Origin of the sequence: Polyangium fumosum (assembly GCF_005144585.1) — a bacterium.
Classification (GTDB): Bacteria; Myxococcota_A; Polyangia; order Polyangiales; family Polyangiaceae; genus Polyangium; species Polyangium fumosum.
Map to the genome: position 1 here is coordinate 20,359 of NZ_SSMQ01000052.1, position 20,313 is coordinate 40,671.

Here is a 20,313-nt window from a genome sequence, read left to right on the forward strand (position 1 = left end):
TGTGGGCTTGCGGGGTGGGCGGGTTCGTTTGCGGGGGGTTGTGGTAGCCTCGTGGGCGGCATGCCGTATCGTTCCGAGCGCAAGCGTGGGGGGGCGGAGAGGCCTGAGGCGGGGCCGGTGGCCGAGATGGTTCGGCAGTTTGCCGATCCGTATGCGTTCGTCCGGGAGTTCGTGCAGAACAGCATCGATGCGGGGGCGACTGCGATCGTCGTGCGTGTCGAGCGGTCGGGGGCGAGCGTCACGACCTCCGTGCAGGATGACGGCGCGGGCATGGATCGGGCCGTCATCGAGGGGCCTTTGCTCACCCTGTTCAATTCCTCCAAGGAGGGGGATTCGTCCAAGATCGGCAAGTATGGGGTCGGGTTCGTCAGCGTGTTTGCCGTCGATCCCGAGGTCGTCGAGATTGATACCTGGCGGGATGGGACGTGCCATCGCGTGCGGTTGTTTCGGGACCATCGGTATGAGCTCGAACGGCTCGCGCCGCGAGATGGGCACGGGACGATCGTTTCGCTGCATCAGACCATGGAGGCGGCTCGGTTCGAGGAGCATCAGGCTCGGATCGAGGGGGCTCTCTTGCGGTGGTGCAGGTACGCGACCGTGCCCATGGAATTGCACGTGTCCGATCCGGATCGACCCGAGGGGAGTGGGGCGCGGCGGATCGATGGGGCACTCGGGGTGCCGGCGCCGATTTTCGTGGAGACGCATCGGGGCGGCGAGCATTTCGTCGTCGGGCCTTCGGCAGGGTCGGAGCGGTTTTGCGCGACGCCGCCTGCGCCCGAGGACCCTGCGTGGGGCAAGCCTACGTTTGCCGGGTTTTACAATCGCGGGCTCACGCTGTTCGAGACCACCGAGCCGCTCCTTCCGGGGCTCGAGCACGTGCGGTTTCGCGTCGATAGTCCTCATTTGCGGCATACGTTGAGCCGCGACAACGTCCTCAGGGACCGGGCGTTTCATCGCGTCGTTTCGCAGGTGCGCGACCTCGTGACGGGATCGCTCCGGCGGGAGCTCGGCTCACGGCTCGCGCGGGCCGCGCGTGATCTCGCGAAGGCGAGGCCACCTTATGACGAGGAGGTCGTCCTCTCGTATGTCGCATTGCTGGAGGCGGCTTGTGCGCCGCCGCTCGTTTTGCCAAAGGACGAGGTCGTGCTCCCGCTCGTCGCGGCCTGGGAGGGGAAACACGTCGCTCCCGAGGGCAAGCTTTTCAAGCGCAAGGAGATGTTCGTCGCCCCGCTCGCGAATGAGCTCGGCCGCGCGCTCGCGCAGGTCGGCGAGCCGGTCGTGCTCGTGCCGCATCCGGCCATTGTCTCTTCGCTCGCGGCGCGGGGGCCTTTGCCGGGGCCGCTCGCGGTCGAGAAGCATTGGGTGCTTTTGCACGAGCTTCCGGATGCCGAGGTCACGAAGGCCGACGGAGAGCTTTGCCTCGGCGTGCAGAAGGCCCTGCGCGGGGCGGGGATTCGTGTCGATCGGGTGGCGCTCGCGCGGCCGAGCACGGGGATTGCCGCTCCTTGTGTCCTCGTCCAGGGGGACGTGCGGTGTGTCGGGGTCGGGGTTTGGCTTTGCCGAATGGGTTTTGTCGAGCGGGGGTGGGCCGAGGAGCGGGCCCGGGGTGGGCTCCTCCTCGACGCGGCGAACGAGGTCGTCGTGGCCGCGCGGGAGCGGGCGCGTGAGGATTCGTTTGTCGCGGCGCACCTGCTCGCGCGGATCCTCTTGCTTTCGCGCGAGGATCCATCCGGCAAGGTATCCGATTCGCTGTTCGAGGCTTCGGCGAAGGTGATTGCATGACGGGAATGGCGGAGGAAGGGCGCGAGATCCTCGCCCGGGGGCGCATTCGTGTCGACGCGCGGCGCGCGCTCGCCAAGCTGCGCGAGCATCTGCTCGTCGATCTGCACCTGTATGCTGCGGAGATCGCGCGGGCCGCGGTCGCTTCGGGGGCCACGTTCCTCGACGTGCAGTACGACGCCGACGACGTCGTGCTCGTGTTCGATGGGGAGCCGGTGGCCGAGACGGAATTGCCGCGGCTGCTCGATCATGTGCTCGGGGATTCCGGGGGCTCGGGGCGCGTTTTGCGGGGACTCGCGCTCGGCGTCAATGCGGCGCTCGGGCTCGGGCCTTCGTTTGTCGACATTCATGTGCGTGCGGCGGGGGATACGAACACCGCGCGGGTGCGGTTCGTTCCGTCGGTCCTCGCGGGCGAGGACGCGCCGCTCCCGGAGGTCGTTCGGGTCGCGTTGCCCAAGGGAATGCCGGAGCGGGGCACGCGTGTGCACGTGCGCCGGCGTATGGGTTTCGAGACCTTGAAGCGCGCGGCGCGGCGGGAGTTGCCGCGCGAGATTGGGCTCCTCGCCGAGGCGATGCACGATGCGCCGCTCGCGCTCCGGAGGGCCGGGGAAAAACTTCCCCTCGCGCTGCGTCCGGCGGCTCTTTTGCGTGTTCGGTTTCGCGAGAAGGACACCCGGCGCGGCGTCGTCGAGATCCTCGCGGTGCCCGCGGGGCCGCCGGTCGTCGCGTATCTGGAGCTCGGGGTCCTTCTCTTGCGGCGACCCTTCGCGGCAGAGCCCATGTTTCCGAGCGCGGCGCATGCGCAGGTCGAGCTCCCCGTTCGCGTGCTGGTCGACGCGGACGAGCTGCCCACGAATGCCTCGCGCTCCGCGTTGCGCGAGGATGCGGGCATGATGTTGCGCGCGGAGCAGGCGGCGCGCAGCGGGTTCATCGATGCGCTTCGTACGCTCGTGGCGATCGTCACGGGCGAAGGAAAACCTTTGCCCGACGTGGAGGTTCTCGACCACGACAAGGCGCGCCTCGAAGATGCGCTCGGCGCATTCGTTTGTGTCGCGGCAGGGGCGCTTCGACGTGGGATGGATCTTCCCGATCAAGCGCGGGCGCTGCTCGAATTGCCCCTGCTTCGGAATGCGGTCGGAGGGTCGCTCACGCCCATGGCATTGCTTTCGCGTGAGGAGGGGCCCGTGTACGTCTTCGAGGGAAAGGAGCCTGCGCCCGCAGAGCTCGAACCATGGCTCGACGACGTGGTATGGGCGCGTGGGCGCCTCGCGGAGCGGATCCTCGTCGATTTCGAGATCCAGGGCGCGGAGAAACGCATCACGGCGGCGCAGGCCGCGTACGAGCGCAGGCGGCGCCTGCATGCGCGGCCGCGCAGCGAGCCCGCCGTGCCGTCGGAGCCAGATCACGTCGTCAAGGAGACGTTTCACGTCAAAGACGGGCCTTTCCGGGGGCTGCGCGGGCAACTCGCGCTCGGCGCGGAGGGAATCGGCTCGGGGCAGCGGCCCACGACCGTGCGGGTGTACGTCGAGGGGCGGCACATCGATACGATCACCGTCGACCGAGACAAACTTCCCCTGGCGATCGACGCGGCCGTTGCGTGGGACGGGCAGATCGTGCCTCGTTTTTCGTACGAGGGCGTGCATGACAGCGACGCGTTGCGCCTCGCCATGTTCCAGCTCACGCGTCTTTCGCTCCTCGCGCTCGGCTCGCACGTCGAGCGGCTCGCGCAGGAAAAACGAGCCGCAGATCTCGAACGGCTGCGGCCGCTCGTGCGCGCGGCGGTCGGGGCGTTCGTGCTCGCGGCCGAGGCGCTCGGCATCGAGAATCCCCCGCCCGAACCGGCGCTCTCCGCATACACGCCCCTCTGGACACGGAGCTTCTGGCCTTCGCCCGATCCGGATCGGCTCCCGCTGAGCCTCGCCGAGCTGCGCTCGTACGTCGATCGCACGAATGCCATTTGCCATGTGCCGCCGGGCTCCATCGGGGTTGCTCCGGACAAGCGGCCCGTCGTCGCCGTCACGGACCTCGAGCTCGGTTGGCTCGAAAAGGTGTTTCGGGGCGTGACGCTCGTTCCTTATGCGCGGGCGTTGCGGTCGCCCCGGGAGCCCGCGACGCCGCGGCTCGCGATGTTCCACGAGCTTTGCGCGTCCCGGCGCGCGGGGGGCGAGGTATTGCCCTCGATGCCTTTCGAGGCGCAGCAGGGGCGGGGCGTCATCGCGCCGGCCCGCAAGGACGAGATCCTCTGGCTGCACGCGGGGGTCTTGCTCCAGGTGGTCGCGACCGACAAGTACATCGAGCCCACGACGATCGTCGTCGACTACGACGGGCTCGTGCCCGCGCCCTCGTGGGATCGAATCGCATGGACCCGAGACATGGCGTTTCTCGTGCCCGTGCGCGACGAGCTTTTGCGGCGGATCGTCGCGGCGCTCGAAGGGAACGCCGAGGCGCGCGCATCGCTCAGGGACGCGCCGACGGGCGCGCCCGGGCCGCTCCTCCGGGCGTATGTGATCGAGGCGATCACACGCCACAGGGGTCACGAGCTCACGGCGCGGATCGAGGCGCTCCCGCTCGTGCCCGTCCTCGACGAGGACGGGCGGCCGCAGCTCGTCTCGCTCGAATCGGTGCGAAAAACATATCCAGAGCCGGAGATGATTCCGTTCCTCCGGGCAGCGCCGGATTTTCCGACGCTCTCCTGGCGCCCGGTCCTATGCCTCGACGACCGCGAGGCATACGCATTCGAGCGGTGGGCGGGCGGTCGGGCCAAGAATGCGCAGGGCGAGCTCGATGCGCGGCGACACGGCGCGCGCACCGCGTATGACCGGAAGGTGTTTCGCGCCAAACCCGTGCTCGACCCCTTCGTGTGCGGGCCGCTCGCCGAGCCCGAGGGGCTCACCGCGCTCTGGTACGAGGAGGAGCAAACCGAGACGTCGATGTCCGTCGCGGCAGCCTTGCCGCGGCGCGGGCTCGAGCTTTCCGCGGCCGAGGTCGAAATCCTCCTCGACAAGCGGCTGCTCTGCACGCGGAAGCTCACGGGAATGCCCGTCCCCGTCGTGGCGCGGATTCTCCTCGCCTCCGAGGCGTTCGTCGTCCCCTTTTCGGACGTGACGCCTTCGGGCGTGTCGGTCGCAGAGGCGCGCGTCTATTCGGCGGCCTGCTCGCTCGCCGCCGGGCTCGTCGAGCGCGCGAAGGGGCGCGAGCCCGCCGCGTTTTTCGGGGACCTCCGGGTGCTGCGCCTCGTCGCCGCGCTGTACAAGGTTTCGGCACAGGATCGCTCACGCTCCGACATCCTCCAGGCGGACTTCGCGCTTCGTTCGGCGGATTTCCGATGGCCCACGGTGCAAGGGGACGAGCGGGCGTTCGCCGAGCTCGTCCCGGGCAGCGCCAAGCTCTTTTATGGGCGGGCGCGGTACACGCAATGGCAAACCCCGGCGCGCGCCGGGAGCGAACTCGACGCGCCCATCGTACACGCGCCGGCCTCGCCGGAGGGTGATCTCCTGCGGGCGATCCTCGTCGGCATGGGATACGAGCTCGTCGACGTGAGCGAGGCCGTCGCCGCCCTGCAAGCGCGGCGCACGGGCGAGGCGGCGCAAGGCCGGCCGCGTCTCCCGGGCTCGCCGGCGCATCCCCTGCTCCGGGTCGATCTCGCTTCGCTGCATTCGCATTACGAGGGGGAGATCGAGCTCACGGAGGGCGACAGCTCGGACGTGCAAGTCGAGACCTTGCGCGGGGAGGTCGTGGCGCTCGACGTCGAGGCGATGTTCCCCTTCCGCGCGAAGGTGCGGGTCGAGGACGTCGAGCTCGACGACAAGGACAAACGCGACATCGCCGTGGATCTCACGAAATCGGCGAAGAAGCACATCGAAACGCTCGCCGACAAGCTCGACGAGCTGCCAGCGTTCGTGCGGACCTCGCTCCGCCGGGTCGTCAGCGCCCATTCCCGCAAGGATCAGACGCTCACCAAGCGCCGGCTCGCGATGCGCGTGTTCCCGGACATCCTCGGTGGATACCATTCGATCGCGGACATCGCGGGGGATGGTTCGTCCGCGTATCCGTACGTGAACTTCCCGCCGCCCTATCCCACCGCGCCGCGCCCGCGTCCGCCGCTCGCGCTCACGTCCGAGGAGTTCGAGGCGATCTGTTCGCGCGCCGTCTTCGAGGACGTCTCCCAGATCCTCAAGCGTGAGCTCGCCGCCGAGCAACGCCGGCTCTCCCGGCCGGCCGATTTCATCGGCCTCGACGCGACGCAGCGGGCGAAATGCCTGGAGGTCCTTCCGTTTCGCGGCGACGGTGTCCTCGGTGAGATCGGGATCCTCATGCCCGAGCACGCCGCCGCGCGTGGCATTCACGTGCACACGACGGGCAGGCCTCTCTGTCGCATCCTCGACGGTGACGGTTGGCCCGTCCTCGCCGTCGTGAACGACGACGCGCTCCCGACGAATCGCGGATTCGACGGGATCAAGGGGCACGTGGCGCGCGAGGGCCTGCGGGCGCGGGTGGTCGGGCAGGCGAACGAGCAGCTCGCGAAATGGCTCGCGCCGCCGCCCGGGGTGCTCGCCGAGCTCTCCGTGCACGGCCCGCTCCCTGGTGTTCCGTTCTTCGTGAAGGGAATGTTATGGCTGCCGCCCTCCTGGGCCGGCGCGGGGCGCATCGAGGTGCGGGACGCGACGAAAAAAGAGACGGTCGCGCGCCATTACGAGGTCACCGGCCTGAAGCGTTTTGACGGGATGGTGCCGGTGTGCGGGCGGCTGCTCGTCGCGCCGACCAAGGTCGGGAACCTCGAAAAGACGGACATGCGCGCGGCGCTCACCCGGCTCCTCATGGAGCGGACGATCGAAATGGTCGAGGCCGCCGAGGAGAAGGGCGCGCCCGCGGAGCTCGTCGAAGGGTATCGATGGATCCTGAAGCTTCTCGGCGGCGACGTGGGGGAGCTCGAGGTCGTGGCGGCCGATGGCACGCGCGTACCGGCGTCCGAGGTCGTGGCGCAGGTCGAGGCCAAAGGCGAGGTATGGGTCACGCGCCACGAGGGCACGGCGGAAGGGGGTTTTCCGGGGGAGGCGCCGCCATTTGTCCTGCGCGACGGCGGCGTGCTCGCCTCGGTGTTGCGGGCGAGGACGCGGATCGTCCGGGAGCTCGGCGGGGTCGTCCCGGAGAGGCGCGCGGCGTCCGCCCCCGAGGCCATGCAGCCCGAAGTACTCGCAGCCGTGCATGCGTTCACCTATGGGTCTGGCGTGCCAAACGATGCCACACGGCCGAGGGGGGAGGTCACGCCGTTCGTCGCGCCCGACGTCGTCGAGCCAAAGGCGCCGGAGGCCGAAAGCGGCGTCGAGGAGGAGCCTGCTTCGTCGTGGTTCGGCGGGCTCGTGTCGCGCGTGGTGTTGCTCTTCGATCCGCCCGAGCCCATGGAGCCGGCCACGCGCGCGCTCGGGCCTTCGCTCGTGCAGACGATCGACAAACTCGGCCTCGCGCCGACGCAGGTCGTCACCGGCGTGCGGTATGCGCGGAGCGGTCGGCCGCTGCGGTTCGACGCGGCGTCGGGCAAGCTCGTGCTCAATCGCTCGCATCCCGCTGTGCGCGCGCTCGCGGCGAAAGCGGCGGAGGATCCGCGCGCGCGCACCCTGCTCGTCGCGGCCGCCGTGCGTGAGATCAACCGCGTCCTCGAGGTCGTCACCGACGCGACCGAGAAGCGCGTCCTCTTGTCGCTCCTCCGCGGCGAGCCGCTCTGACGTGCGCGGGGCGGGCCGCGTGCTACAAGTGCCTGATCCCATGGTTGATTTCGTCGCTCTTACGACCCCGCTCCCTGTCGCCCCGGGCCGATTCTCGCTCGACGTCCCGGATGGCTGGCAGCAGGGGCGCGGCGCATTCGGAGGGTTTTCCCTCGCCGTGCTCGTGCGGGCCCTCGAATCGACCGAGGACGTCGCGGAGAGGCCGCTGCGCTCGCTAACGGCCGAGCTCTGCGGCCCGCTGCTCCCCGGCCCCGCGGAGGTCTCGGTGGAGGTCCTGCGCCGCGGCTCGGGCCAGACGACCGTGGCGGCACGCGTGGTGCAAGAAGGCGCCGTCATCTCGCATGCCGTCGGCATTCTCGCGCGCGCGCGAGCCGATACCACGACGCACCTCGAAATCCCGCCGCCGCGTCTCACGCCTTGGAAAGACGTCGCGCCGATGCCGTCGCAAGAATGGCCCACGTTCGCGAAATTTTTCGAGTATCGCGTGACGGGCCCCTTTCCTTTTTCGGGGCATTCGTCGCCGGTCACGGAGACCTGGGTGCGCCTTCGTCCTCCGTGCCCGAAGCTCGACGCGGCGTATCTCACGGCGCTCGCGGACGCGACCTGGCCCGCGTCATTTTCGGTCTGGACCGAGCCGCGCCCCGTCGGCACCGTCTCCTTCACGCTCCAGCTCTTTCCGCCGTTCGACGGCGTGGCCGAAGGCGCGCCGCTGCTTCACCGCGGCCAGGTGCTCGTCGCGGCGGATGGATACAGCGTCGAACAACGACAGCTCTGGACCGAAGACGGCCGTCTCCTCGCGCTGAACCACCAGACCATCGCAACCATTCGTTGACGTCGGGCGCGGCGGCGCCGGGGCCTCGGCGGCGGATGGTCCCTCACCACGCCTCGGGCGAACGGGGCAGGGGGTGGTGGGCGCTCGACTCCCCGTGGTAGCCTCGCGTCCGATGGCGCTGTCCGAAAACATCCAGTTCTACGCCGCGACGGACGTAGGCCGCGTACGTGATCACAACGAGGACAACTTCCTCGTGGACAAGAAGCTCGCGCTCTCCATCGTCGCGGATGGCATGGGCGGGCATGCGGCCGGCGAGGTGGCGAGCGCGCTCGCGGTGCGGATCATTCACGAGGAGGTCAAGAAGCACAAGGACGTCGTCGAGAAGTACGCGCGCGAGGGCGTGAGCGGTCGGGCAGGCGCCAAGGAGATCCTCGCGATGCTGGAGCTCGCCGTGCAGCGAGCTTGCGCGAAGATCCACGACGAGGCGAAGCAGGACGCGAACAAACGCGGCATGGGCACGACGCTGTCGGCCCTCCTGATCGTGGCCTCGCACGGCTTCATCGCGCACGTCGGCGACAGCCGCATCTACCTCCTGCGCGGCGGGAAGGTGCAGCAAATCACCGAAGATCACACGGTCTACAACGAGCTCATCAAGCGCGGAAAGCTCACGCGGGACCAGATCGAAAAGGTCGCGCAGAAGAACGCGATCACGCGCGCCGTCGGCGTCTACGAGCGGGTCGAGGTCGACACGCTGACGATCGAGGTGCTGCCCGGCGACCAGTTCCTGCTCGCCTCCGACGGCCTGCATGGATACATCGCGCACACCGCGGAGCTCGAGCCGTACTTCGAGGAGGCCGACGGCGAGACGGCGACGCGTGAGCTCATCGATCTCGCGAACCGGAAGGGCGGCAAGGACAACATCACCGCGATCCTGGTTCGCCTCGGCGCCGGCGACAAACAGGACGACAACCGCGCGCGGCGGCTGCACCTCAAGCGCGAGGTGCTCGCGAAGATGCCGCTCTTCTCGCGCCTGTCCGAGCGCGAGATGCTCCGGATCATGCAGGTCGCGGACGTGGTCTCGTACGACGTCGATCAGATCGTCGTGCAGGAGGGCGACCGCGGCGACGAGCTCTTCATCGTGCTCTCGGGGCAAGTGCGCATCAGCCGCGGCGAGACGGTGCTGAACGAGTTCGGCCCCGGCGAACACTTCGGCGAGATGGCGCTGATCCGCGCGGCGCCGCGATCGGCGACGGTGACCGCGATCGAGCCGAGTGAGCTCATCGTGCTGCACCGGAACGACTTCTTCGAGATCCTGCGCAAGGAGCACGAGCTCGCGGTGAAGCTGCTCTGGCAGTTCCTCGGCGTGCTCGCCGACCGGCTCGATCAAACCTCGCGTGATCTCAGCTCGGCGCGCGAAGAGCTCAACGCCGAGGACATCACGGACGCGATCTTCCCGGACGAGGTGGAGCCGGGGGAGGACGACGCGCCCGTGACCGAGCCGCGGCCCCGCGACAGCTACCTCCCCGAGCCCCCTTCGGATCAATCGCCCCCCGTCGGGGCCTGAGAAAAGCCGCGCCGCCTGGGGCATACGGGTTTCCTGGTAGTTCCAATTGACACGTTCGCCCCAGCGCCGGTAGCGTCCGTCCAACGGAAAGGTCTGCCATGGAAGGCGCAATGTTCTGCGATCGCAAGGGCAATGGCTTTCGCCTCGGGAGGCGGGGCTTGGGATCGCCTGTCTCGCTCGCCCTCGTGGCGGGGCTTCTTTCGTCGCTCGTGACGACCGGCGCGCTCGCGGACGAACCGCACAGCGCGACCGAGCCGCGCGTGATGCAGGAGCCCGGCGAGGTGGTGAACGTGATCGACGCCTTCGACGACGGCGATCCGTTCGACATCGCGATCAGCCTGGGCTTCCAGTACTCGACGAAGAGCGCAAAGATCCAGCGCGAGACGAACATCTTCGGGCCGGGCCTCACGTCGGGCGGGTTCACCTCGAACCTGCTCAACGTGGCGAGCTACAGCGAGCAGACCTCGCGCCTCATCCCGCGTGTCGACATCGGCCTCTACAAGGATCTCGCGCTCTACTTCCGCACGCCGATCATCCTGAACAACTCGCGCGAGCTCACGGACCTCGACGGCAGCTCCAACGTGCAGAACGTGGTGCTCGCGGGCGCGCCGGGCGAGCAGCTCTTCGGGCTGCCGTTCACCTCGCCCGAGCGCAGCGGCCTCGAGTACCTCGCGGTCGGCATCGACACGAGCGCGTTCATGAACCAGGCGCGTGATCGTACGAAGCCCACGCTGCTCTTCGGCGTCGAGGGTCGCTTCGCGCTCGGCACGCCCATGCACGCGTGCAACCCCAACGCGCCTTCGGGGCAGGTGCAGTGCGCGCACCCGTCGGACATCAACCGCAACGGGCAGTCGGACCTCGCGAACGAGGGCATCGGCATCGGCGAGCGAGACGCGGGCGTTACGCGCGGCACGATCGGGCTCGAGGTGCACACCCTCGTCTCGAAGCGGATCAAGTACCTGGAGCCCTACGGCGGCTTCTCCGCGCTCTTCGAGTTCCAGCAGCAGGACTCGGACTACGGCCTCACGGACCTCGAGGGCTCGCTCGTGAACCGGCCGCCGATCCGGGGCACGATGACGCTCGGTCTCATGATCATCCCGTGGGAGAACCGCGAGAAGTTCGGCCGGCTCACCTTCGATCTGCGCGTGCAGGGCACGTACACGTCGGAGGGCCGCGACTACTCGGAGATCTTCGACGCGCTCGGATCGAGCAGCGCGAACTCGATGCGCCAGCCGCAGTGGGCGAAATACCGGCGCAACCCGGCCTATGATGAGAACGCGCCGGCGGGCATGCGGCAGCCGATCTCGATCATCGACGAGGGTTCGCAGAAGACGTACGTCACGGGTCTGACCGACGTGCAGCAGTACGCGTCGATCCGCGGGCAGGCGTCGGTGACGTGGCAAGCGAGCGAGTACGTGAAGTTCAACCTGGGCTTCGGGTTCACGCACGATCAGAAGCACGGGATCACCGGCGATCAGCCGTGCAACCCGACGTTCAAGGACGACATCGGCCAGTCGGGCCCGTGCAAGAGCGGCAACGAGCTCAACGTCGGCGAGTTCGTCTCCGCCACGGGTATTCCGAACCCGAACTATCGTCCCACGATCAACGCGGTCGGGAGGCGGTTCTGGGTGAGCGACAGCAACACCTTCGACGTCTTCGCGAGCGGCGTGGTGATGTTCTGAAACGCAGCCGCGTGGCTCGGCTCCTGGTGGTCCTCGCGGCGCTCGGTGCTGCGCGCACTGCCTCGGCCGAGGCCCCGCGGACGAACGGTACGGCGAGCGCGAGTGCGGAGGCCTGGCGCAACTCCGCCGTCTTGTTTCCCACGAAGATCTCGCGTCGACCGGCGAACGCGGACGAGGCGAGCGAAGGCGCGGAGCTCGTGCCGATCGCGGGCCAGCTCGACGCGTTGCTCGCGGACGCGGCGCAGGATCTCGGGCTCGTGCTGGATCTCGATCAGCGCGGCGCAGCGCCCGACGAGGCCGAGCTCGTGGCGCAGGCGAGCGCGCTCGGCGGTACGCTGATCGTGCCGAGCGTGCGCGCGCGGAACGGCGAGATCGAGCTCAGGATCGTGCTCGCGGAGGCGTCGTCGCCCGAGCTTCGTGTGCGGATCGAGCGTGCGAGCCCAGCGGATCTTTCCGTGCGCGCAGTCGTGATGTTGCGGGATCTCGTGACGGGGCTCCGCTCGGTGCCGGCGCGTCGACCCGAGCCGCGGCGCGCGCTCGAGGGGACGCTGACGTACCCGGCGAGGAGCGCGGGCCGCACGGCGCTCGCGGTGAACGCGACGCTCTTCGGGGGGCTGCTCGGGTATTCGATCCAGCGGGCGAGCGGGTCGGAGGATCCGCGGCTTTTGTATCCGCTGCTCGCGGTGGGCGCCGGAGGCGGGCTGGTCACGTCGATCCTCGTCGCGGAGGAGTGGGACGTGGGCGTGGGACCTGCGTGGTTCCTCGCGTCGGGCGTGTGGTGGCCGTCGATCGCGGGGCACATGATCTACGCGGGTCGGTTCGGCGCGTCGGGGGGCGAGGGCGAGCAATGGACCGCGGGGCTCGTGGCGGGCATGACGGGGCTCACGTTGTCGACGCTGGGGCTCGCGTTGCGCGGGATGTCGGAGGGCGGGGCGCTCCTCGCGCACACGGGCGGCGGGCTCGGGCTCGTGCTCGGGGGCGTGACGGAGGCGCTCGTGCGGGGCAACGTGGACAGCTTTCCGATCACGGGGATGGGCTACGGCGCGGGGCTCGGGTGGCTCGGGGCGGCGGCGCTGGCGGTGCACTGGCGGCCCGCGGCGAACCGGGTGGTGGGGATGGATCTCGGGGCGCTGCTCGGCGGGCTCGGCGGCGCGGCGCTCGGCAGCCCGCTCCTGCTCGATGGGCCGACGGAGACGCAGCAGCGGGCCTGGGTGGGGATGATCGGCGGCATGGCGCTCGCAGGGGGCGCGATCGGGTGGTTCATGACGAAGCCGAAGGCGGAGGCTTCGAATCACGGCAAGCAGGCGCACGGCGAGGGCCCGGGGACGCTGCCGGTGTTCGGGGTGATCGGGCAGAGCCAGGTGGGAGATCGGCGCGCGCCCGTCGTGGGGCTATCGTGGAGCGGGACGTTGCGGTAGAGCAGCGATCGTTCGTCGCGGGCGACGGACATCACGGAAGACCATGAAGATCACGGTGAACGAGGCGCAGGCAGGGGTTCGTTTGGACAAGCTCCTGCTCGAGGTGATGCCGACGCTCGGGCGAGCGGGGGCGAAGCGGCTGTTCGAGGCTGGCAAGGTCCGCCTGCACGAGGGTGGAGGCGAGCGCGGGCGCAGGGTGGCGAAGGGGGACGCGGCGCGCGCGGGGGACGTGGTCTCGGTCGAGCTCGATCCGACGTCGGTCTCGGGCGGGGCGCTGCCGGACGCGGAGGCGGCGCTCACCGTGGTGTTCGAGACGAGCCAGGTGGTCATTCTCGACAAACCGGCCGGGCAACCGACGGCGCCGCTCGAGCCGGGGGAGCGGGGCACGCTGGCGAATGCGCTCGTGGCGCGGTACCCGGAGTGCGCGGGGATTGGTTTTTCGACGCGGGAGCCGGGGCTTTGCCATCGGCTGGACACGGAGACGAGCGGGCTCGTGCTGGCGGCGCGGACGCGGGAGGCGTTCGAGGTGCTGACGGGGGCGATCAAGGAGGAGCGCCTCGACAAACGATATTTGCTCGTCTGCGCGGCGAAGGACCTGCCGGAGACGGGGACGATCGAGATCCCGCTGGCGCCGCACCCGAAAGATCGCCGCCGGGTATATCCGTGTGTGCATCCGCGTGACGTGGAGCGATATTCGCCGCGGCCGGCGCACACGACGTACAAGAAGCTGTCCGAGCGGGGCGAATGGGCGCTCGTGGAGGCGCGCGCGGGGAAGGCGTCGCGGCACCAGATCCGGGCGCATTTCGCGGCGATCGGGCATCCGCTGGCGGGAGACACGCTCTACGGCGGAGAGAGCGTGCCGGGGCTCGCGCGGCACGCGCTGCACGCGTCGCGGATCACGTGGAGCGGGGACGCGAAGGTGCCGGCGTTCACGGCGAGCTCGCCGCTGCCGGGGGACATTGCGGCGATTGTGGGGGAAGAGGGCGGCTGAGGCGGCCCGTTCAAAGGCCCTTCGGCCGCGGGACCTCTTTCTCCCGCTTCCGGATCCGCGCCGCCACCTGCTCCGCGGCCGCCGTCATCTCCTGCGCTGGAATGCCCGCATCGCGCGGCTTCGGCATTCCGTAACCGACCTCGTACGACTCCGTCTGGATCGGCGGCGGCGGTTTGCCCGTTCCTTTCGGGCCGATTCCCACCGAGAAGAAGATCTCGCCTTTTTGCAGCTCCACCCAGACGACGGATTCGTTCGTCGGGTAGAAGTTCACCACCTTCCACCCATTCACCTCATTCCCCACGGTCAGCCCGTCGAGCAATGCGACGAGCGCCGGATCGGGCGGCGCGGGAGCGGGGCCAAAAGGCTCGGTAGGCGCGGGCGCGTTGGCCGCAGCTCCGGCAGCGGGGGGCGCCGGCGTGCTCGGGTCGTTCTGCGCGGCCGCCACCAGGAACCCGAGGATCCCGAGGAGCAATGCAGCAGCGGCGATCCGGGCGAACAGGCGGGGGGTTTTTTCGGAAGGGGCGTTCACGGGCGCCCTCGAAGCAAGCGGGAAAACCTGCCCGGCGTCAAGCCGCTCGGCCCTCGTCGGAGGCTGCGATGACCTGGGACGACCGCCGAATGCCCGAGCGCTCCTCCGCCTTGCGACCATCGCGCAAGAGGCCCACGAGGCGCGTGACGAGGTCCGCCGTCATCCACGCCGTCGGCAAGCGCGGGACCAGGGTGATCGCGCGCTCCGTCGCGCGTTTTCCGCGCTGCGATCGGCCTTGCTGCGCGACCGCCTCGATCGCCTCCTCGCACGGCGTCCCCGACGTCACGCGGAGCAGCACCTCCGGCGAGCGCAACGTCGAGCCCGCGGCCGGCGTGAGCACCACGCCGACCTCGAGCCCCGCGAAACCCGGGAGCGGCGCGCGCGGGACCACGGCGAGCCGCAGCTCGTCGGCCTTCGCGCTGCCCTCGGGCACCCGGATGCGCGGGACGATGCGGACCTCTTCGCCGGCCTTTTTCGTCGCTTTGCGGACGCGCTTCGCGACGTCGCGCAGGAGCGGCGCGGCCGAGGCGACCGGATCGGGCGGCAACTCCGCGAGCCGGCCCGTGCAGAAGAGCGCGAGCAGGGCCACCGCGTCGTAGGCGAAGAGCTCGGCGTGGTACATCGAGGTGCGCGAGACGAACCACACGGCCCCGCCGAGGAGCAGCAGGCCGAGCGCGAAGAGGGCCTTTCCGGCGCGGGTGGAGACGTCGAGCAGGCCGGCTTGCGCGGAGGGGCGCGCGGCGCGGGCGAAGGCCTCTTCTTCGGAGACGGGGAGCCACGTGCCCGGGCCGCGCAGCGAGGACGCGCGGATCCAGCGCGGGGCCCGGAACGCGGCGAACGCCGAGGCGAGCGCGACGAGGAGCGCGCCCGCCGTGCCCGTGGACAAGGTGAGCTGCAGGGCGAGGCCACCGACGAGCGCGAGGCCCGCGCCCGTCGCGCGCACGAAGAGCGGCGCCGGGATCAAGGGGCGCGGCTCGGCGCCGGCCGCGCGCGCGGCGCGCTCGACCTCGCGGGTCTTCCAGGCGACGAGCAGGGCGTAAAGGACAAACGCGAGGCCCCCGCCGAGGAGCACGAACGTGCGGCGATCCGGGGCGAGCGCCGCGGGGCCCGGGGACGCGACCGTGGTCGGCTCGGCACGCGGCGCGGTGACTTCGAGGGCGCGCGCATCGAAGCGCACGAGCCACGTGACGGGCTCGCCTTTGGGCGCGTACGGCCGCAAGAGTTCGAGCTCGTCGCGGCCCGTGGCGCGGCGAACGGTGGACAGGACCGAGGGCGGCGCGGCGGATTCGTTCGAGGGATCGGCGGCGACGCCGGCCTCGTCGGGGCGCGGCTCGGTCGGGCCCGCGGGCAGGACGAACGTGGCGCGCGCCGAGTCGAAGCCGTCTTCCCACGTGAGCCCGGTCCAGCGGAGGCGGGCCATGGAGCCGTCGCGCTGGACGAGGCCGCGGCGGAAGAGCTCGGTGCGGTACCGGACGAACACCACGAAGACGCCCCGCGACAAACCCTTGTCCGCGTCGAAGCGGATGCGCATGGCCGAGGGGTTTGGTTGGCCGTCGTCGCGCGGGCGGCTCGGCGGCGGCAGCATCTCCGTGGTGACGGGCGCGGCCGAGGCGAGCGAGTTCGTGGCGGCGTCGCGGCCCGGGACGACGTAGCCGTCGGGCTCGGGCACGGCGTCGGCGTCGATGCCTTTCAGGTCGATCGACTTGAGCGGCCCGCCGGAGACGCGCAGGGTGAGCTTGTGCTCGACGCGGGCCGAGCCGTCCTTGTTCACGTCGACGCGGACGTCGTCGCCCGCGACGTGCACGTCGACCCACGCCAGAGCGGGCGCTGACCGCGTGACGAGGCCGAGGACGAGGCCGGAGGCCACGAGCCAGGGCCGGGCGACACGAATGGACATGGCCGAGACCTCCCACGGGGCGAGGTCCCGGGCCAAGTTCTCCGTTGGGTCAGCTCAGCTCCCCCGGGCCCGCGGGCGTGTGGGGGGTCGTGATCGGGCGGCTCGGGATGAACGCGAAGGCCGCGACGGCGATGCCGAGCACGATGTCGTTCGCCACGGCCCTGCCGCCGAAGTATCCGAGGACGAACGGCGCGATGATCAGCCACGCGCCGAGCACGACGTTCACGAACCGGGCCTTCGGCGCCCAGAGCGCGACGATCGCCGAGGACGCGATCAGGATCCCGAGCAGGCGGTCATTGTTCGCGGCGTAGGTGTCGACGTATCCGAGCGCCGACGGAGCGATGAGCAGCCAGATACCCAGGACGATATTGATCCATCGGGGCCATCTCATGGTAGGTTCCTCCTCCTCGGGCGATGGGTGTCACGCGGCGTGCCGCTTCTCGGCCTCCTGCTCGTGCCGCATTCCCTGCTCGTGATACCGCCGAGCCTCGATCGTGTGCCGGAGGGCCTCGGCCTCGTTTCCGCGCTCGTGCTGCTCCGCGGCCATCCGATGGTGCACGGCAGCGTTCTCGAAATGTTCAGCGGCCTTTCGATGGTGATCGGCCACGCTTTCGGTGCGGACCATTCCTAGCTCCGTGGGCGATTCGTGCCGCGAGGCGGCGTCCCCGACGTTCCGATGCAAACGAAGGCCCAGCCGCGGCGGACGAACCCGGCTGCGGCTGGGAGCGTCGCACCCGCGTATTACGAAGCACCATTGAGGCCCGATTTACGGACCTCGATCTGGCCGTCGCGCACGCGCGTCTCGTAATGGGGCTCCGAGTCGGTCGCGGGGCCGACCATCACCCGGCCGTCGCGCAGCCGGAACTGCGAGCCGTGGCAGGCGCAGACGACGCGCTCGCCGTCGAGGCGGCCCGCGCTGAGCGAGCAGCCGAGGTGCGTGCAGGTATCGCCGATCGCGTGGACGCGGCCGTTCGCGCGGGCGAGCAGGATCGGCGCGCCCTCGGCCACGACGCGGCGGAGCTGCCCTTCGACGAGCTCGTCATTGCGGAGCACCGGCACGAAGCCGCTCGGCCCGCCCTGCTCGAAGGCCCGGTGGCTCACGCCGATCCCGTAATGGTACGACATGACCCCGCCGAGCCACGCGCTGCCGAGCACGATGCCGAAGCCCGCCGTCGACGCGGCGATGCCCGTCCCGCGCCGGCCGTTCTTGCGCAGGAGCAACGAGACGCCGAAGAGGCTGGCCGCGACCGTGTTCAGCGCCGCGTGCACGAAGCCCACGCGCCGCGGTTTTCCGTCGAGGTAACTCCAGTCCGCGAGCCCCGCGAGCGCCGCCGCGCCCGCGGCTGCCAGCCCGAAGGCGTGCGCCGTGAAGGCCGCGTCGTGCAGCCCCTTTTTGCGTCGCCCGAGCCCGGCGATGTCCAGGACGAGCCCCGTCGCCCATGCGCCGATCGGGAAATCGGTGAGCGCCGCGTGAAGCGGGTGCCCGAGCCATGTCCCGTCGAGCGTGGTCCGGAGCTCCGGGCGCTTTTGCAGGACTGCTTGGACCGGCCGATGCACGGCCTCCGCGAGCGTATCGACGCTCGATCGGTTCTCGACTGTCGTCAGGAGCGACGTCGCCATCCCGTTCTCCTTTCGTGTCTCGTTGCGTGTCTCGGGGGCCTCTCCCCCGAACACGCCTCGCTGTGCAATCGCCGCGCCGGCCATGACGTTCGTGCCCTGCCTTCCGGGCCGCCGGACCCGAGCCAGATCGCGATTTCGCGACGGGCATGTCCGTTGCTATCGTCGGCGGGCCATGCCATTCCCTCGTTTTTTGCTTCCTTTCCTCGCGCTCGCGACCGGATGTGCCCAGGGCTCGTCCGGCGCGCTCGGCCAGACCGACACGACCGCGGCTTGCCCTCCGAGCGAGCTCGTCTGCGCCGTCGCAGGCATCGATGCCCCCATCGCCAAGGGCGCCGCTTTGCCCATCCAGGTCTCCGTCACCTCCGAGGGCGCCTCCACGCCGCCGCTCTCGTTCGCCTCGGCAAACCCGGACGTCTTCACGATCGACGACGCTCGCATCCACGCGCAGGCGCCTGGGATCGCGTCGATGCTCATCACGATGGAGGGCGATTTGGTCGTGGACTTTCTTCACGTGTGGGTCGCGGAGGCGGACGCGCTCCGGCTCCATCGCGTCACCAACGGCGGCCTTCAGACGTCGCCTTTGCCTGCCGCGATGGAGATGCTCGTGGGCGACGAGCTCACCCTCGTCGCGGCGCCGCATCGAGGCCCGCAGCGGCTCTTCGGCGAGCTCGACGCGGCGTTCGAAGCCGATCCGCAGGTGGTCCTGATGCTCGACGAGGGCGTGGCCGGCAGCCGGCGCATCGTCGCCACGGCCGCGGGCGAGACGACCGTCACCGTCAAGGCGCTCGGGATCGAGGCCGCCGTCGCGCTGACCGTGCTGGAGGTGTCGCCGTGAGCCCCCGCGCGTCCCTCTTCCTTCTGGCCGCCGCCGCGCTCGCCGCGGGCTGCGAACCCAGCATCACCGCGCTCACCATCGCGCCGCCCACGGCCGTCGCCGACGTCGACAACGTCGAGAAGGACGTCCGCCTCTCGCAGGGCATCGCGCTCGCGATCGAGTGCACCTACCAGAACAGCCCTTGCGAGGACGCGACCGCGACCTCGAGTGATCCGGAGATCGTGCGTGTCCTGCCCGGCTTCGTGGATCTGCTCGCGCCGGGCGACGCGTATCAGCGCTACGCCACCGACGTGCCGCGCGCCGTCTTCATCTTCGTCGGGGGCAAGCCCGGCGACGCCGTCGTGACGCTCACGTCGAGCGATGGCAACACGAGCATCGACGTCAACGTGCTCCCGCTTCCCTGAAGCCGGCCCGACCGAGGGGACCGCGGCCCGGCCGCTCTCCCCCGCTTTCCGCCGAATTTCCGCCCTCTGTAGACATGCTTTCCCGAGGATTCGAGGAAAGCACGGTTTCACGCGCCGCCGGCATCAGGAGGAACTTGATGCTCATGGGCATCTTCCCGTATGTAGGAGGGACGCATCGGAGACCATCGGGATGACGGACGCGACCGACGAGTCGGTAGTGGTGGAGGGGAAGCGGATCGAGCGCGTCCTGGAGGCGCTTTCGCTCGCTTCCGTCGGGGCCTTCGACGAGGCCATCGGGCTCTCCGGCGCGCTGACCGAGGATCGGTTCGGTGCGCTCGAAGAGAGCCTGCTCGTGCTGCTTCGGGAGCTCAAGCAGACCCGCGAAGAGCACGACAAGGCGATGAGTGATCTCGAAGCGTCGCGGCGCGACCTCGAGGAGAAGGTCGCCACGGTGGAGCGGCAAAGCATCGCGATCCGCGAGCTCAGCGTGCCCATCATCGACGTGTGGGACGACGTGCTCACGCTGCCGCTCGTCGGCGCGATCGACAGCGCGCGCGCCTCCGAGATGACCGAGAAGCTCCTGCAGCGCATCGCCGATCGCGGCGCGGAGTACGTGATCATCGACCTGACGGGCGTCGACGTGGTCGACACGATGACGGCCGCGCACCTCGTGCGTTTGACGCACGCGGCCAAGCTGCTCGGCGCGAAATGCGTGCTGACGGGCGTGCGCCCCGACGTGGCGCGTACGCTCGTGGAGATCGGCGTCCACCTCGGTGGGCTCATGACGCTGCGCACGCTGAAGGACGGCCTGCGCGCCTGCCTCAACATGCGCGAGGCCGACCGCATCAGCCTGCGCAAGAAGCCCGGCGAAGGCGACAAGGACAAGAAGGCGCAGGCCTCGAAGGACGAAGGGCAAGACCGCACGGTGAGCCGAGGCGAGCGCCGCCAGCGGCCGCCGCGGCCCGAGGCTTCGGGCTCCCCGTCGTCGATGCCGGCGTCGATGCAGGCGTCCGAGGACATCGGGCTTTAGCCCGAACGCGCTCCTTCGCGCCGTTCGATTCCCTTACCTCCAACCCCTCTCCCTCGCGGGAGAGGGGCG

At 69.9% G+C, this 20,313-nt stretch carries 15 protein-coding genes; 10 read left to right on the forward strand and 5 right to left on the reverse strand.

Annotated elements, in window-relative coordinates:
- Positions 1 to 126 precede the first annotated feature (126 nt).
- The 7 genes from E8A74_RS36270 (at position 127) to E8A74_RS36295 (ending at position 13,929) form a co-directional block, all read left to right on the forward strand.
- The gene (locus E8A74_RS36270; RefSeq protein WP_232379913.1) at positions 127 to 1,782 is read left to right on the forward strand and encodes an ATP-binding protein; all 1,656 of its coding nucleotides are present in this window, start codon (positions 127 to 129) and stop codon (positions 1,780 to 1,782) included.
- Positions 1,779 to 7,502 (forward strand): hypothetical protein, encoded by a 5,724-nt coding sequence (locus E8A74_RS36275; RefSeq protein ID WP_136933668.1) that lies wholly within the window; start codon positions 1,779 to 1,781, stop codon positions 7,500 to 7,502. The genes E8A74_RS36270 and E8A74_RS36275 overlap by 4 nt, the downstream gene beginning before the upstream one ends.
- A 40-nt stretch (positions 7,503 to 7,542) precedes the next feature.
- Positions 7,543 to 8,334, forward strand: coding sequence for an acyl-CoA thioesterase (locus E8A74_RS53140; protein WP_170229635.1), 792 nt, complete (start codon positions 7,543 to 7,545; stop codon positions 8,332 to 8,334).
- A gap of 112 nt (positions 8,335 to 8,446) precedes the next feature.
- The gene (locus tag E8A74_RS36280; protein ID WP_136933669.1) at positions 8,447 to 9,838 is read left to right on the forward strand and encodes a Stp1/IreP family PP2C-type Ser/Thr phosphatase; all 1,392 of its coding nucleotides are present in this window, start codon (positions 8,447 to 8,449) and stop codon (positions 9,836 to 9,838) included.
- Between the two features lie 98 nt (positions 9,839 to 9,936).
- Positions 9,937 to 11,520 (forward strand): hypothetical protein, encoded by a 1,584-nt coding sequence (locus E8A74_RS36285; protein WP_136933670.1) that lies wholly within the window; start codon positions 9,937 to 9,939, stop codon positions 11,518 to 11,520.
- An 11-nt stretch (positions 11,521 to 11,531) separates the two neighbouring features.
- Positions 11,532 to 12,938, forward strand: a complete 1,407-nt coding sequence (locus tag E8A74_RS36290; protein WP_136933671.1) for a hypothetical protein — start codon at positions 11,532 to 11,534, stop codon at positions 12,936 to 12,938.
- A 43-nt stretch (positions 12,939 to 12,981) separates the two neighbouring features.
- Complete coding sequence (locus tag E8A74_RS36295; RefSeq protein ID WP_136933672.1) at positions 12,982 to 13,929, forward strand: RluA family pseudouridine synthase; 948 nt, start codon at positions 12,982 to 12,984, stop codon at positions 13,927 to 13,929.
- 10 nt (positions 13,930 to 13,939) lie between these two features.
- Here the strand turns inward: E8A74_RS36295 and E8A74_RS36300 are convergent, their stop codons facing one another.
- The 5 genes from E8A74_RS36300 to E8A74_RS36320 form a co-directional block, all read right to left on the reverse strand.
- A complete protein-coding gene (locus E8A74_RS36300) occupies positions 13,940 to 14,458 on the reverse strand; it encodes a hypothetical protein (protein ID WP_136933673.1) in 519 nt (172 codons plus the stop codon).
- 37 nt (positions 14,459 to 14,495) lie between these two features.
- The gene (locus E8A74_RS36305; protein WP_136933674.1) at positions 14,496 to 16,355 is read right to left on the reverse strand and encodes a hypothetical protein; all 1,860 of its coding nucleotides are present in this window, start codon (positions 16,353 to 16,355) and stop codon (positions 14,496 to 14,498) included.
- 49 nt (positions 16,356 to 16,404) lie between these two features.
- Entirely contained in the window at positions 16,405 to 16,746 is a 342-nt protein-coding gene (locus tag E8A74_RS36310) for an SPW repeat domain-containing protein (RefSeq protein ID WP_136933675.1), read from the reverse strand.
- A gap of 30 nt (positions 16,747 to 16,776) precedes the next feature.
- Positions 16,777 to 16,980: a hypothetical protein gene (locus E8A74_RS36315; protein WP_136933676.1), complete on the reverse strand. Its 204-nt coding sequence runs from the start codon at positions 16,978 to 16,980 to the stop codon at positions 16,777 to 16,779.
- A 116-nt stretch (positions 16,981 to 17,096) separates the two neighbouring features.
- On the reverse strand, positions 17,097 to 17,975 hold the full coding sequence (locus E8A74_RS36320; RefSeq protein WP_170229636.1) for a Rieske (2Fe-2S) protein: 879 nt from the start codon (positions 17,973 to 17,975) through the stop codon (positions 17,097 to 17,099).
- Between the two features lie 172 nt (positions 17,976 to 18,147).
- Here E8A74_RS36320 and E8A74_RS36325 point away from each other — a divergent pair, with 172 nt between their 5' ends.
- The 3 genes from E8A74_RS36325 to E8A74_RS36335 all read left to right on the forward strand — a co-directional run bounded on the left by E8A74_RS36325 (position 18,148) and on the right by E8A74_RS36335 (position 20,244).
- Entirely contained in the window at positions 18,148 to 18,810 is a 663-nt protein-coding gene (locus E8A74_RS36325; protein ID WP_136933678.1) for a hypothetical protein, read from the forward strand.
- Positions 18,807 to 19,214, forward strand: a complete 408-nt coding sequence (locus tag E8A74_RS36330; RefSeq protein ID WP_136933679.1) for a hypothetical protein — start codon at positions 18,807 to 18,809, stop codon at positions 19,212 to 19,214. Before E8A74_RS36325 ends, E8A74_RS36330 begins: the two co-directional genes overlap by 4 nt.
- 190 nt (positions 19,215 to 19,404) lie before the next feature.
- Positions 19,405 to 20,244: an STAS domain-containing protein gene (locus E8A74_RS36335; RefSeq protein WP_136933680.1), complete on the forward strand. Its 840-nt coding sequence runs from the start codon at positions 19,405 to 19,407 to the stop codon at positions 20,242 to 20,244.
- Positions 20,245 to 20,313: the final 69 nt, after the last annotated feature.

What these genes read in the sequence shown, in the direction of transcription:
- E8A74_RS36335 (WP_136933680.1), top strand. Translation starts at nt 19,405, where the DNA reads ATGACGGACGCGACCGACGAGTCGGTAGTGGTGGAGGGGAAGCGGATC.
- E8A74_RS36325 (WP_136933678.1), top strand. Translation starts at nt 18,148, where the DNA reads ATGCCATTCCCTCGTTTTTTGCTTCCTTTCCTCGCGCTCGCGACCGGA.
- E8A74_RS53140 (WP_170229635.1), top strand. Translation starts at nt 7,543, where the DNA reads ATGGTTGATTTCGTCGCTCTTACGACCCCGCTCCCTGTCGCCCCGGGC.
- E8A74_RS36320 (WP_170229636.1), bottom strand. Translation starts at nt 17,975, where the DNA reads ATGGCGACGTCGCTCCTGACGACAGTCGAGAACCGATCGAGCGTCGAT.
- E8A74_RS36295 (WP_136933672.1), top strand. Translation starts at nt 12,982, where the DNA reads ATGAAGATCACGGTGAACGAGGCGCAGGCAGGGGTTCGTTTGGACAAG.
- E8A74_RS36285 (WP_136933670.1), top strand. Translation starts at nt 9,937, where the DNA reads ATGGAAGGCGCAATGTTCTGCGATCGCAAGGGCAATGGCTTTCGCCTC.
- E8A74_RS36280 (WP_136933669.1), top strand. Translation starts at nt 8,447, where the DNA reads ATGGCGCTGTCCGAAAACATCCAGTTCTACGCCGCGACGGACGTAGGC.
- E8A74_RS36315 (WP_136933676.1), bottom strand. Translation starts at nt 16,980, where the DNA reads ATGGTCCGCACCGAAAGCGTGGCCGATCACCATCGAAAGGCCGCTGAA.
- E8A74_RS36275 (WP_136933668.1), top strand. Translation starts at nt 1,779, where the DNA reads ATGACGGGAATGGCGGAGGAAGGGCGCGAGATCCTCGCCCGGGGGCGC.
- E8A74_RS36305 (WP_136933674.1), bottom strand. Translation starts at nt 16,355, where the DNA reads ATGTCCATTCGTGTCGCCCGGCCCTGGCTCGTGGCCTCCGGCCTCGTC.
- E8A74_RS36270 (WP_232379913.1), top strand. Translation starts at nt 127, where the DNA reads ATGGTTCGGCAGTTTGCCGATCCGTATGCGTTCGTCCGGGAGTTCGTG.
- E8A74_RS36310 (WP_136933675.1), bottom strand. Translation starts at nt 16,746, where the DNA reads ATGAGATGGCCCCGATGGATCAATATCGTCCTGGGTATCTGGCTGCTC.